This is a genomic window from Catenibacterium sp. RTP21428st1_D7_RTP21428_210409 (assembly GCF_040227455.1).
Classification (GTDB): Bacteria; Bacillota_I; Bacilli_A; order Erysipelotrichales; family Coprobacillaceae; genus Catenibacterium; species Catenibacterium mitsuoka_A.
Genome location: NZ_JBEHVX010000021.1, coordinates 1 through 13475, shown reverse-complemented (window position 1 = coordinate 13475; position 13475 = coordinate 1). Strand labels below are relative to the sequence as shown.

At 33.9% G+C, this 13475-nt stretch carries 13 protein-coding genes and 1 pseudogene; 9 read left to right on the top strand and 5 right to left on the bottom strand.

Annotation, left to right across the window (positions count from 1 at the left end; translation table 11 throughout):
* Positions 1-2: 2 nt before the first annotated feature.
* Complete coding sequence (locus tag ABUA27_RS04790; protein WP_349820333.1) at positions 3-305, top strand: AtuA-related protein; 303 nt, start codon at positions 3-5, stop codon at positions 303-305.
* Complete coding sequence (locus ABUA27_RS04785) at positions 305-1237, top strand: 3-hydroxyacyl-CoA dehydrogenase family protein (protein WP_349820332.1); 933 nt, start codon at positions 305-307, stop codon at positions 1235-1237. The genes ABUA27_RS04790 and ABUA27_RS04785 overlap by 1 nt, the downstream gene beginning before the upstream one ends.
* Before the next feature lie 136 nt (positions 1238-1373).
* Here ABUA27_RS04785 and ABUA27_RS04780 read toward each other — a convergent pair whose 3' ends face one another.
* From ABUA27_RS04780 to ABUA27_RS04760, 5 genes and pseudogenes are all read right to left on the bottom strand, one after another.
* Entirely contained in the window at positions 1374-1487 is a 114-nt protein-coding gene (locus ABUA27_RS04780; RefSeq protein ID WP_349820331.1) for a hypothetical protein, read from the bottom strand.
* A gap of 2 nt (positions 1488-1489) precedes the next feature.
* The gene (locus ABUA27_RS04775; protein WP_349820330.1) at positions 1490-1642 is read right to left on the bottom strand and encodes a hypothetical protein; all 153 of its coding nucleotides are present in this window, start codon (positions 1640-1642) and stop codon (positions 1490-1492) included.
* A gap of 57 nt (positions 1643-1699) precedes the next feature.
* Positions 1700-3313, bottom strand: a complete 1614-nt coding sequence (locus ABUA27_RS04770; protein ID WP_349820329.1) for a hypothetical protein — start codon at positions 3311-3313, stop codon at positions 1700-1702.
* Between the two features lie 49 nt (positions 3314-3362).
* On the bottom strand, positions 3363-3518 hold the full coding sequence (locus ABUA27_RS04765; protein WP_161220244.1) for a transposase: 156 nt from the start codon (positions 3516-3518) through the stop codon (positions 3363-3365).
* Between the two features lie 607 nt (positions 3519-4125).
* Positions 4126-4524 (bottom strand): annotated as a pseudogene (locus tag ABUA27_RS04760) (ammonium transporter); the annotation flags it as partial.
* A gap of 466 nt (positions 4525-4990) precedes the next feature.
* Between ABUA27_RS04760 and ABUA27_RS04755 the strand changes: the two are divergent.
* The 7 genes from ABUA27_RS04755 (at position 4991) to ABUA27_RS04725 (ending at position 13109) form a co-directional block, all read left to right on the top strand.
* Positions 4991-6178: a M20 metallopeptidase family protein gene (locus ABUA27_RS04755; protein ID WP_022424536.1), complete on the top strand. Its 1188-nt coding sequence runs from the start codon at positions 4991-4993 to the stop codon at positions 6176-6178.
* A 70-nt stretch (positions 6179-6248) separates the two neighbouring features.
* Positions 6249-8222 (top strand): transketolase, encoded by a 1974-nt coding sequence (gene tkt, locus ABUA27_RS04750; RefSeq protein WP_349820328.1) that lies wholly within the window; start codon positions 6249-6251, stop codon positions 8220-8222.
* A gap of 48 nt (positions 8223-8270) precedes the next feature.
* Positions 8271-9125, top strand: coding sequence for an EamA family transporter (locus ABUA27_RS04745; RefSeq protein ID WP_349820327.1), 855 nt, complete (start codon positions 8271-8273; stop codon positions 9123-9125).
* 85 nt (positions 9126-9210) lie between these two features.
* Entirely contained in the window at positions 9211-9438 is a 228-nt protein-coding gene (locus tag ABUA27_RS04740) for a DUF6110 family protein (RefSeq protein WP_288835310.1), read from the top strand.
* 36 nt (positions 9439-9474) lie between these two features.
* Entirely contained in the window at positions 9475-11592 is a 2118-nt protein-coding gene (locus ABUA27_RS04735; protein WP_349820326.1) for a heavy metal translocating P-type ATPase, read from the top strand.
* A 753-nt stretch (positions 11593-12345) separates the two neighbouring features.
* A complete protein-coding gene (locus ABUA27_RS04730; protein ID WP_161220243.1) occupies positions 12346-12720 on the top strand; it encodes a YxeA family protein in 375 nt (124 codons plus the stop codon).
* A 14-nt stretch (positions 12721-12734) separates the two neighbouring features.
* The gene (locus ABUA27_RS04725) at positions 12735-13109 is read left to right on the top strand and encodes a helix-turn-helix domain-containing protein (RefSeq protein ID WP_287845675.1); all 375 of its coding nucleotides are present in this window, start codon (positions 12735-12737) and stop codon (positions 13107-13109) included.
* Positions 13110-13475 lie beyond the last annotated feature (366 nt).

Genomic DNA, 13475 nt, shown 5'->3' with positions numbered 1-13475 from the left:
CTATGCTATTAAAAGAAATTGCGCATTCTAGAACAGGTGATAAAGGAAATATTTCTGTTATTTCAGTTATTGCATATAAAGATGAAGACTATGAACTTATTAAAGAAAAAGTGACAGAAGAAAAGCTTAAGGATTATTTTAAGGATATTGTGCATGGGAAGATTACTAGATATGAAATGCCTACTATCAGTGCTTTAAACTTTGTAATGGAAGATGCATTAGGTGGTGGTGTTACTAGATCACTTGCTGTAGATATGCATGGTAAAACTTTAGGTAGTGCCTTATTAGAAATGGAGATTGACTAATGGATATTAAGAATATAGTCATTGCAGGTGCTGGTACAATGGGTTATTCAATGGCTCAGATTTTTGCTAAGTATAACTTTGATGTTACTATCTATGACTTGAAGGATGAAGCCATTGAGAATGCGAGAAATAGAATCCAGGAAAATACAAAGATTCTTATAGAAGAGCATGAACTCGCAATTGAAGAAGAAGAAAAACTACACCAGCATTTAACTTATACAACAAATAAATCATGCTTTAAAAATTGTGATTTAGTTGTTGAAAGTATTATTGAAAAGGTAGAGATTAAACAAAGTTTCTATAAAGAAATATCTAAGATTGTAAGAGAAGATACGATTCTTGCCACAAATACCTCAGGTATTTCTATTAATACATTAGCATCAGCTGTGTATAAACCAGAACGTTTCATAGGAATGCATTGGTTTAATCCTTCACATTTAATTCTTCTCATAGAAATTATTAAAGGTGATCATACTTTAGAAAGCGTTGCACAGGCAGTTAAGGATTTAAGTATTCAGATTGGTAAAAAGCCTGTTATTGTGCAGAAGGATGTATTAGGATTTGCAGCGAATAGAATTCAATTTGCGGTATTAAGAGAAGCACTGTATCTAGTAGAACAGGGTGTTATATCTAAAGAAGATATAGATGCAGTAATGAAATATGGCTTGGGATTTAGATATGCTTGTTTAGGTCCGCTAGAAGTAGCAGACTTTGGTGGATTAGATACTTTTTACCATATTAGCGATTATCTAATGGAAGACTTATGTAATGATAAAAAGGTACCACATGAATTAGCTGAACTTTATGAATCAGGTCATTTTGGAATTAAAACTCAGCAAGGATTCTATGATTATCATGATGGAAAAGATCATGAAGCAATTAAGAATAGAGATGACCAATTATTAAAACTTTACAATGCATTATATAAGTAAAAAACACCATTGAGTTTCTGGGTGACTAAATAGACTTGGAGTATATTCAAGTTATAAAAGATGAAATAAAGTGATTAGGTAAAGGAAAGAATTGAAATAAAGGACGATTAAATCATGTGATCTAATCGTCCTTTGTTCATGGAATAAGATTATTAATTCGATCTTTTAAAGCCTTATAGTAACTACGGCTAATAGGAATAGAAGTACCATCTACAAGAAGTGCTAAATCTTTTGTGATTTCCTGTACCATCTTTAAATTAATAATCTGACTACTCCCACGGGCAAGCCCGTGGGGTTCTGATTGCCAAGTGTAGCTTGTAATCGTACATCATTTTCAGACTTTGGAGTTACAAGTGTAAATCTATTTGAATCAGAACTTTCATTACCAAGCAGTCCAGCGACCACATTAACGGTAAATTTCTACTTTCGTAAGGAAGTATAGTCAATCTCCCTGAATATGTTTTACGCTATCTTAATTCCGCTATTTAATACCTTGATCTCGTTAACCTTAATCCATTCGATTAGAGCTTTTTCTTTGTTATAACACTTATCAAATTCAGAAATACATTTGTTTTTATCTATATCTTTGGTTCTGTAATCGTAACAGTATAATAGGAATGATGAATACCAGTCTCTTTGTACCTCAGTACCATCTTGAAGCTTATACATTCGGTCAGATAGTTTCTTTTTAATATAGTCATCAATAGTATGGTCGTACTGTGAGGCTCTATAATCATTAGATACTTCAATATATATACCACCTGATACCTTGAATTTCTGTTCTACAGCAGCTTGAAACCCAGAAGGACATCTATTCTTTATGGATCTGCCAAAGCGCTTTTTCCTATTAAACTTGCCTTTACTATTAACCGTAGTTTCTTTGGCTCGTCTCATAAGCCTGCCTGCATTTTTAGGTTCTGTGATAAATACATCTCCAAGACTTCTTAAATGGTTAGCGTCTTCATTTATTGCAAGCTGTCTGTTTATGGCATTGATGCGACATAATTCAGAGTGCTTTTCTTTTAATTTCTTATAATGATTTGAATATTTCCAGGTTTTACAGCCTTTTTTAACAGTACCATCATCATTATAATTCTGCGGATTAGTTGCACGTCTTGACCTGTCCATAGCACGGTGAAGCAGACGTTCTTTTCTCTCAGAAGTCTGAATACTGTTGCCGCGCTCTGAAAGGTTTTTTAGACCGACTTCCGTATCAGATGTATAAGCAACTGTCTGTGTACCAATATCAGCACCGATCATTCCTTTGCCATATTTATGTCTTGGATTGCCATGCTTATCATATTTTGGCTTTGCTTTACCCTCGATAGTAAGATGCAGATATACTCTGTATTTACCTCTTATCATCCTGGGAACAAGCGTAGCATAGCAGGGTCTGTATGTATCTATGCAACAGCCATCTTTAATAAGAGTTTTAACAGCCCTGTCATCCAGAATCTCAGATTCAGCAAGATATGATAAAACCGCATCTACTTCATCCTGCTGGAATCTATCATTTATTTGTATTCCAAATACCATCCTGCCAAGTTTGAACTGTAGCTTATTATCTGTGACGGATATAGGTATACCACGATTGATCTGCTTTGCACGAATACAAGGCAGTTCTCCATATCTTGAGAAATGAATGGCATTACCATTACCATATAAGCATTTCTCAATACCACGCCATATATCTTCGGCTTTAGTCAGAGCGAATACAGCGTCTACACCATATTTCTTGCCTATTGGAATCATGGACGTTCTGCAGTATTCCCATGTAATATTATAAGCTTTCTGCATTTCATTAAGTTGTTTAGCATAAGTTCTTCTTTTATCCTTATCTTTAGAATCACCATAAAGAAACAGTAATTTACGGTATCTCTTTGTACGCATAAGCTGGTTATAATTCTTTCTCATAAGACCTACAAGTTCATTGCCTGCTTTTCTGATTTTATTCGATAGCTTTACAACTTTTTGTATATCAGAAGAAGACATATCAGTTTCAGCAGCTAAGATATGTCTATCAGAAAGCTTATGAAATTGTTTAAGATGTCTTTTATGTTCTTTATCAGTTATCATTTTTCTGCTCCTTAATATTATCCTAATTACTGTAGATACAAAATATCCTCTAGACCATAAAATACCACATCCTGCAGAATTGTATTAATTGCGGAAATGCCTTGAATAGTTCAATAGCACTTATATCTTTAAAAGTTCCTACAACATCACAGGGAGCAGCAGTTTGTGGTACATCTACAAAGACATGTATATGGTCAGGCTTCACTTCAAGAGCCTTAATGTGATAATAGATTTTTCTGTAATATCTGTTTCAATATTTCCTCTACATTACCTTTTAATACCAGAAATATGAATTTAGAATACCTGATGATGTGATACTGTATCAGATATTTTCAATACGAAGCACTATGATATTGTTCTTCACTGTCTTGTTCACCTAATTTATATTTTCTGAATTCCTCTATGCAACAAGTCAAGAAATATGATACTCTCACCTTCCTCAACAGAATAGATACGTGCAGGGTTCTCAAGTTCTGTTTTCCATCCAGCAGGAATGGAAATATTTATTTGTACATTGTCACTTTTAGTTCTTGTCATTACTTTTTTCCACAACTTGAATGATATGTTGAATTATCAGAGTTGCACTGTTCTGCATGGTTATTATTGTTCGCTATATGTGCAGTATTATTAGGATTTTTCTGATTACAGTGATGGTTGTTTTGTTGTATGTGTGTTTATATCATAGTTACTTTTACTAATGATCTGTTTACTTTCTATACTTTAATATACATAGATTATATATCATTTTTCTAAGTATTTATCAAGTAAAATGTGGCTTTCATCCCACACGCAAGCGTGTGATTTTTTCGCCACAAATTTACAACGAATGAATAAATACAATAACTTAAGAACTTAGTTCTTTCTGCCATGGCTCCAGATACGATAGTAGCTGCAGTTGCACAGAATACTAAGTTGAATACGAAGCTAGACCAATCAGTTGATGCAAAGTTAGTTAATGGACCATTTTCAAAACCAACCCATCCAATAAATCCGTTAGCTACATCACTCCCACATAAGAAGCTATAACCTACAATAAGAAAAGCAACAGTTCCTAAACAGAAATCCATCAAGTTCTTCATGATGATATTTTCGGCATTCTTAGCACGGGTGAACCCTGCTTCAACCATTGCGAAGCCTGCCTGCATAAAGAATACAAACGCGGCACCAATTAAATACCATATACCAAAAACTTCAGTTAAAACCTTTGCCATAAGCACTCCCCCTTTATCATGTTTATGTTTTCTTTTTACCTTTCTGGTATGACTGCATTATACGAATAGAAAACAGTCATGTCAATAAGAAATTATCATCATAACATTAAAATATCATGTATGTTTATCGGAATAAGCGAAAAAACAGACTATATATTCATGATAAAATGAATTATCGGAAGATAATAAAAAATGTTATAAAATGATAAAAAATTATTAAATCATGCATAATTTTTGTATTATGGCATAAAAAATGCGATAAAAAAGAAAATCATGGTATACTTTTTTAAAGGGTAATTATAAAAAAGGGAAAAGTTTTTTATCACATCCAGAAGAAGATATGGCTGCATTTATTGCTGTTGATCTTCTTTACTATGGATTAGTGAAACGTAATAAAGAGGAATATGCACAGAAGATTATTAATACAAGACGTATTATTCAAGAAATGGAAAAGTAGGTGTAAGTTATGGAAAAGATAGAAAAATGGATATCAAACAACAAGGATATCGAACAGGAATTAATACGACTGAGAAGACATTTTCATGAACATCCAGAAGTAGGTCATCCTCTTCCTCAGACACAGGAATATATAGTGAAACTGCTTGAAATGTATGGTTATGAGAATATTATTGTGAATCCAGGAGGAAGTATTGAAATACTTGTAGGACCTCATGATAAGAAGATTCTTTTACTTAGAAGTGATATGGATGCATTACCTTTAGTAGAACATACAAACTTACCTTTTAAATCTATTAATGGATCTATGCATGCCTGTGGACATGATATGCATGCATCTATGATGTTGATGTGTGCCAAACTATTAAAACAGAATGAAAAGAAACTAAAAGGGCAGATCAAGATTGTTTTCCAGCCTCATGAAGAAGGACTAGTGGGTTGTAAGATGATGATTGAAGATGGGGTATTAAAGTATCCTCGTGTTGATGCTGCAGTAGGGTTACATGTTATGCCTGCAACAGAAGATAAGACAGGAACTATACGTACAATCCGTAAAGCGATGACAACAGCGTCTACAATCTTTGAAATTAATATTACAGGTAAGAGTTCACATGGTTCTATGCCAGAAAAAGGTATTGACGCACTGCGTGTGGCTGTTCATATATACCAGCAATTACAAGAAATCATTCCTAAAGAAATCAGCATGAGTCATGATGATGTACTTACAATTGGTATTATGAATGCAGGTAAAGCACATAATATTATTCCAGAAAAAGCCTATATGAAATGTTCTTTAAGAAGTTATCGTCCAGATGATCAGGAATATATTATGGGTAGAGTGAATGAGTTAGTTCAAAGTATTGCTTCTATGTATCATGCCCAGGCAGGTATCACAATTTTACAGCAGGCACCAAGTGTCTATAATGATCCTGCATTACTTAAATCTATTATGGATGTAGAAAAAGATGTATTTGGTGGTTATATCAAGAAGTTAGAACTTCCTCTTACTATCTCAGAAGACTTTGGCCATATTACTGCCAATGTACCTTCACTCTTTGTTACTCTTGCTGCAGGATGTAAACAGGATGGTTATATTTATGGTCTTCATAACAAAGCCACTATTTTTGATGAAGGCTGCTTAATGTATGGCCTGTATTTCTTATATAATGCTGCAATGAATTGGAATGTGAAGTACTAAATATCTTGCATTCACAAAAAGAGAACAGGTATAATATTTAACAATGATGAATGGGAGAAAATAAACGAAAATGAACAAGATTGATCAAAAAACAGTATATACGATTAAAGCACTTTGTGCAGATATGATTCAGAAAGCAAATTCAGGACATCCAGGACTTCCTTTAGGGGCTGCTGGGTTCACTCATGTATTATGGTCACAGGTATTAAACCATAGTGCAAAGCATCCTGAATGGATTAACAGAGACCGTTTTATTTTATCAGCAGGACATGGTTCAAGCATGCTTTATAGCTTATTACATCTATATGGTTATGGCTTAACTATGGATGATTTAAAGCAGTTTAGACAGTTAGGTTCACTTACACCAGGACATCCAGAATATGGACATACAGTAGGTGTAGATGCCACTACAGGTCCACTAGGACAGGGCTTAGGCATGGCTGTTGGTATGGCAATGGGTCAGGCTCATTTAGCCACTGTATTTAATAAACCAGGTTATGATCTATTTGATCATTATGTTTATGCATTAGCTGGTGATGGATGTATGATGGAAGGTATTTCTTCAGAAGCATTATCACTTGCCGGTACACTTAAGTTAGAAAAGCTCATCATCTTATATGATTCAAACAACATTTCTATCGAAGGTAATACAAACATCACATTTACAGAAAATGTATCAGACAGAGTAAAGGCATTTGGTTTTGAAACATTAACTGTAGAAGATGGAGATAACTTAGATGAAGTACTTGCTGCATTAGAAAAAGCAAAAACTATTAAAGGTAAACCTAAGTTCATTGAAATCAAGACTACAATCGGTAAAGATAGTCCAAATGAAGGTTCAGAAAGCACTCATGGTGCACCACTTGGTGTAGACAGCATCAAAGCACTTAAAGAAAAACTTGGTCTTCCACAGGAAGAATTCTATGTACCAGAAGAAGTATATGATTATCTAGCTTCTACACAAAAACGTGTAGATGATTTATATGATGCATGGACTTCTATGCAGGATAAATACTTTGAAGAATATCCAGAAATGAAGATTGTATGGGAACAGTATTTTAACCCTGACTTTGCAAGAATCTTCAAGGATAACCCATTATTCTGGGCTAATAAACATCACAATATTGCAACACGAGCTGCAAGTGGTGAAACAATGAACCTTATTAAGAACTTTGCCCCTAACTTCATTGGTGGTTCAGCTGACTTAGGACCTTCTAATAAGACAGTATTAAATGGCGAAGGTGAATTCAGTGCAGACAACTATGGTGGACGTAATATTCACTTTGGGGTAAGAGAACAGGCTATGGCTGCAGTAGGTAATGGTTTAATGTTGTATGGTGGATTAAAAGCATATGTGGCTACATTCTTTGTATTTAGTGACTATGTAAAACCTATGGCTCGTTTATCTTCATTAATGAAGCTTCCACTTACTTATGTATTTACTCATGACAGTATTGGTGTAGGGGAAGATGGACCAACACATGAACCAGTAGAACAGTTGACTATGCTTCGTGCAATGCCTAACATGTATGTATTTAGACCATGTGATGAATTTGAAACAAAAGCAGGCTGGTATGTCGCAATGAGTTCAAAAGAAACACCTACATCACTCATCCTTTCTAGACAGGACTTACCTAAGATGGTAGGAAGTAATAAAGGTGCCTTAAGAGGTGGTTATATTATTGATGATTGTATGAGTAAGCCAGATATCATCATCATTGCATCAGGTTCAGAAGTAGACTTAGCAGTCAAAGCTAAAGAACAATTAAAAGACCCTGACTTAAATATCAGAATCGTTTCTATGCCTTGTCAGGAATTATTTAGAGAACAGTCTGAAGAATACAAAGAATCTATTTTACCATCATGTGTAGAAAATAGAATTATTGTAGAAGCAGGAAGCCGTTTATCTTGGGGTGAATTCGCAGGATTCAAGGGCAAATATGTCACTATGGATACATTTGGTGCTTCAGGTAAGCCAGCAGACTTATTCAAGGAATTCCATTTAACTGTAGAAGATGTAATCAAAGCTATCAAAGAATTCTAAACAAATTCATTTTAGCCTCCTATAATAGTATTATAAGGAGGCTTTTTTATGTGGATACTTTATGCATTTGGTTCTGCCTTTTTTGCAGGTCTCACTGCAGTACTTGCAAAATGTGGTATTGAACATACAAACTCTCATCTAGCCACTGCATTACGTACTATTGTCGTACTCATCTTTTCATGGATCATGGTAGGAATAGTTGGCTCATTTGATACAATCCATACAATCACCCATAAGACATTTCTATTCTTAATTCTTTCTGGAATATCTACTGGAGTGAGCTGGTTATGTTACTTTAAGGCGTTACAGCAAGGAAATATCAATAAAGTTACAGCTGTAGATAAGACAAGTGTTGTATTGACGATTATTCTTTCTCTTATATTCTTCAAAGAAAGTGTCACAGTATATAAGATCATAGGTACGATCATTCTTACAACAGGTACATATTTAATGGTAGAAAAGAAAGAAGATAATAAACAGACAAATAATGCCTGGTTACTTTATGCTGTGCTTTCAGTTATTTTTGCAAGTTTGACGACTATACTTGGTAAGATAGGAATCACAAATATTGAAAGTAACCTAGGAACAGCTATTCGTACAAGTGTTGTACTTATTATGAGCTGGATTGTGGTTTTTGCGACGCATAGTCAAATGAATATGAAGAGTATTCCTAAGAAAGAATATCTCTTTATTATGTTATCAGGCTTAGCTACAGGAGGATCCTGGTTATGCTTCTATCATGCCTTGCAAAGTGGACCAGCAAGTCTAGTTACTCCTATAGATAAGTTGAGTATTCTATTTACTGTATTATTCTCTTATCTTATTTTCCATGAGAAACTCTCTAAGAAATCATTACTTGGATTAATACTAATAGTATTTGGCACCTTGATTATGCTTCTCTAACAAACTCTAACATTTTTGTTCACAAACCTTCTCTATAGTGTCATTATAATTTTGTTAGTTAGGACTAATATAGGAGGAAAAGAATATGAAAGACTTATTTAAAAACAAATTATTATGGTCATTTGTAGGTGGTGTAGCCGCTACAGTGGCAGGTAGTAAGTTCGCAAAGAGTGACTGTGCAAGAAAAGCTGCAGTAAAATCAGTTGCGACTGGTATGCAGTTAAAGGATCAGACACTTGTATCATATGATACAATCGTAGAAGACGCAAAAGATATCTATGCTGAAGCTAAAAGCAAGAAAGAAGCAAAATAGGAAATAGTCATTTCCTATTTTTTAGGTGATAAGAGAATGTTAGAGTATCGTATAGTACATGACATACCAGGACGTATGAGAATACGTTATGGACGTTATCGCTTTTCTAGAAATAAGGCATTAGCCCTACATTTCGCATTATGTAAATGGGATATGGTTGAATCAGCTGATGTCAATGAAAGAACAGGTTCTATTTTGTTCACTTACAGTGTTGATCAAAGAGATGCTTTGATTGACAAAATCAACTCTTTAGATATCCCTCACTTTGATGACACACTCTATGAAAAACTCATTAAAGAAAACAAATATCTTATAGATTACCGTGATATCAATGATCAATACATTGGTAAATTCACCGCAATCATCGCAAGAAGATATGCTTCTAAATGGTTTTTACCATTACCATTACCAGTAAGAAACGGATTAACTATTTATCATACAATTCGTTATGTAAAAGAAGGACTTTATTCTCTTGTACATAAACGTATTGATGTACCAGTACTTGATGCCACACGTATCTCTGTTTCTTTATTATCAGGACAATGGGGTACAGCATGTAATATCATGTTCTTATTGAATATCTCTTCATTACTTGAAGACTATACAAAGAAAACAACATCATTAAAGCTTAAAGAAACATTGTCTGTCAATATTGATAAAGTATGGGTATTAGAAGAAGGAAAAGAAAAACAGATTCCTACTTCTCACTTGCAGAAAGAAGATATTGTAGTCGTACAGACAGGTTCTATGGTTCCAGTAGATGGTGAAGTAGTAAATGGTGAAGCCATGATTAATGAATCAAGCTTTACCGGTGAACCATTAAGTAAGATGGTTAAACAAGGAAGTTCTGTCTTTGCAGGTACTGTTGTAGAAGAAGGAAAGATTTATATCAAGGTAAGAAATTTACAATTAGAAAGCCGTATTAATAAGATTGTAGATATGATTGATACAAACGAATCATTGAAAGCAGGTATCCAATCAGGTGCTGAACATTTAGCTGATGCGATTGTACCTTATAGTTTTGTAGCTTTCTTTGGATTACTTCTTGCGACAAGAAATCTTACACGTGCTTCTTCTGTATTACTTGTAGATTATTCATGTGCAATTAAGCTTTCTACATCTATTTCTATTATTAGTGCAATGCAGGAAGCAGGACGCCATTCTGTTATGGTTAAGGGTGGTAAATACCTAGAAGCAATGGATCAGGCAGATACAATTGTCTTTGATAAAACAGGTAACCTTACAAATGCGCAGCCATTTGTACAGAAAGTGACACCAATAGGAAACTATACACGTGATGAAGTATTACGTATTGCAGCTTGTTTAGAGGAACATTTCCCACATAGTGTGGCTAATGCGATAGTAAAACAGGCATCATCTGAACAGTTGCATCATGAAGAAGAACATGCTGAAGTGAAGTATATTATTGCGCATGGTATTGCGACTATTTATCGTGATCAGCGTGCTATTATCGGTAGTGATCATTTTGTATTTGAAGATGAACATATTACTAAAACAGAAGAAATAGAAACACTCATCAATAACTTACAAAGTGAAGGTGCCAGTTCTTTGATATTCCTCGCAATAGGAGGAGAACTCGCAGGTATTATTTCTATTTATGATCCACTTAAACCAGAAGCAAAAGAAACTATTATGAATATTAGACGCAGTGGTTTTAAGAATATTATTATGTTGACAGGCGATAGTGAGAATGCAGCTAAGCATATTGCGGAAGAACTTAATATTGATGGTTACTTAGCAGGCGTATTACCTGAAGATAAAGCAAACCATGTCAAAAAATTAAGAGATGAAGGACATAAAGTTGTTATGGTAGGTGATGGTGTCAATGATACCCCAGCCTTATCTTGTGCAGATGTCTCTATCTCTTTACAGGATAGTTCAGATATTGCGAGAGAACTTGCAGATGTTACATTAACATCTTCTTCACTAGAAGAAATTGTGGTATTTAAACAATTATCAGCATTATTAATGAAACGTATAAAAAGTAACTATAGAAAAATAGGTACATTGAACACAGGATTGATTCTATTAGGTATGTTTGGTATCTTACCAGCAAGTACAACATCACTTATTCATAATGGTTCAACATTTGTCTTTGCGATGTCATCTTCTACATCATTATTAGAAAATTGATGTATAGCCCCTATTCTGGGGCTTTTTTATTTCCTGGGAAAAGAACATATGTCAACTCAAGTTTACATGATAGTTGGTGGAGGTAACTGATTTTTAGGACTACACTTGTAGAGGCACTATTCATAGAAAAGAATTGTACTATGCCATATATCCCCCTTCCTTTATGAACCGACATCTGAACAAGGAGATATATATGGCATAGTAGAGGGGAACAACTTTTACCCTATAAATTAGACAAGTATCTTAGAACCTTTACAATCTGATGAAAGATATTAAGAAAGTTGACATGCCCTAATGATATCGTGACTTCTCACACGATCCTGCACAAAATGGACATCAGCTATTCTCCTACCTAATGTACCAATAAATATCTTTTATGAGATATGCTCTCTAGTTATTATATCAACCACTTGTCACGCACTGCATAGAATGAATAGTTATGCCAATATGAGATATTGGGGTTATAGGTTATTTTACTTATTCTTTTTTTATGCTATTCAATCCAAGGAATCAGACATTTCTCGACTTCTTTCCACTCATAATAGGATTAAATGAAAAATACGGATACTCTCAATTTCCTAGAATACAGAAGATAAAAACCGGATAATGTAATAAAGCTTTCAATATGTAGTCAACATGTTCTTCTGTCACATCCTGCTTAATACCTATAATCCTGTCTCATATAAGACTTCCTGCTCATCGGAAGTCTTATTTTCTTTCTATTATTCAATAAAAAATGATTGGAGGGGTTTTATGAAAAAGAAAGGCATATTGGTTGTATTTATCGTTTTAATCAGTATAGTTACAATTACAGCAGTGAGATACTTAAGTACTGACCACACTGTATCTGACTGCTACTATACACAGATTCCTTGTAGTAATGTGAATAGAGAATCATGGCTCATCGATGATTATGGTCATAAACAACCTATTGGAAAAGAATATGTTCTTGTATCTTTTAATGCATTAGGAGAAAGAAAGCTTGTCACATTTATTAACACCTACTGTCCAGGAACTTACATTAAGTTAAAAACAAAAAAGAACGTAGTTACTGACCAAAGGATTGTATCAAAATCAGAAGTTCCTCAACGTGCTTTAAATCAAATAAAGTGCTATGGAACAACATAGAAAGGAAAAGAGATATGTATTATGAAGTGATTAGTTATATTATTGCCATTCTTTACATTGCATTTATGATTTTCTTCTTTTGTTCATCCATCTATCTCTTCATATTAATAGTGAAAGCTCTAAAGAAATATATTAACTCTAAAGATATAAGAGAAGAGAAGAAAATCAATGCGGAATCTTTAGGAGAAGCTCTTAAAGAAAATCGTTTGCGTTGTAATATGACTCAGGAATTTGTCGCAGAAACATTAGGAGTAAGTAGACAAGCTGTCTCTAAATGGGAGAATGGAACAAGTGAACCCAATACCACCAATCTAATAGCTTTATCAAGATTATATAAGATTGAAGCTGTAGATTTACTTGAATGTATACAAGAAAAAGAGCCTGTCTAATAATAGACAGGCCAGACAAAAAGGAAAATATATTATGAAAAAAACATTCTATAAGTATACTAATAAATTCCTGATATCAATGCAAATGAATAAAAAAAAACAAATAAAAAACTTTAATTGAAACCCCTTATAAATATTATGTTATACGAATAAAAAAGCCTGGCGAGATGAGCATCTCAATAGGCTTTTTTATTTAAGGAATGACTTAAGATTACTTAAGTTCCTCTATGATTATTGTAGAAAACTCTATACTTAATTTCAATAAAATTCAAAAAACTAGAAAAAATTATTTGAATACCCATAATCTACAGGTAACGATTTAAGAGAAGTGTGGAGCAGAAATATTCAGGATATAGACTATTTGTC

What these genes read in the sequence shown, in the direction of transcription:
- ABUA27_RS04730 (WP_161220243.1), top strand. Translation starts at nt 12,346, where the DNA reads ATGAAAAAGAAAGGCATATTGGTTGTATTTATCGTTTTAATCAGTATA.
- ABUA27_RS04745 (WP_349820327.1), top strand. Translation starts at nt 8,271, where the DNA reads ATGTGGATACTTTATGCATTTGGTTCTGCCTTTTTTGCAGGTCTCACT.
- ABUA27_RS04785 (WP_349820332.1), top strand. Translation starts at nt 305, where the DNA reads ATGGATATTAAGAATATAGTCATTGCAGGTGCTGGTACAATGGGTTAT.
- ABUA27_RS04740 (WP_288835310.1), top strand. Translation starts at nt 9,211, where the DNA reads ATGAAAGACTTATTTAAAAACAAATTATTATGGTCATTTGTAGGTGGT.
- ABUA27_RS04790 (WP_349820333.1), top strand. Translation starts at nt 3, where the DNA reads ATGCTATTAAAAGAAATTGCGCATTCTAGAACAGGTGATAAAGGAAAT.
- tkt (WP_349820328.1), top strand. Translation starts at nt 6,249, where the DNA reads ATGAACAAGATTGATCAAAAAACAGTATATACGATTAAAGCACTTTGT.
- ABUA27_RS04735 (WP_349820326.1), top strand. Translation starts at nt 9,475, where the DNA reads ATGTTAGAGTATCGTATAGTACATGACATACCAGGACGTATGAGAATA.
- ABUA27_RS04780 (WP_349820331.1), bottom strand. Translation starts at nt 1,487, where the DNA reads ATGGTACAGGAAATCACAAAAGATTTAGCACTTCTTGTAGATGGTACT.
- ABUA27_RS04770 (WP_349820329.1), bottom strand. Translation starts at nt 3,313, where the DNA reads ATGATAACTGATAAAGAACATAAAAGACATCTTAAACAATTTCATAAG.
- ABUA27_RS04725 (WP_287845675.1), top strand. Translation starts at nt 12,735, where the DNA reads ATGTATTATGAAGTGATTAGTTATATTATTGCCATTCTTTACATTGCA.
- ABUA27_RS04755 (WP_022424536.1), top strand. Translation starts at nt 4,991, where the DNA reads ATGGAAAAGATAGAAAAATGGATATCAAACAACAAGGATATCGAACAG.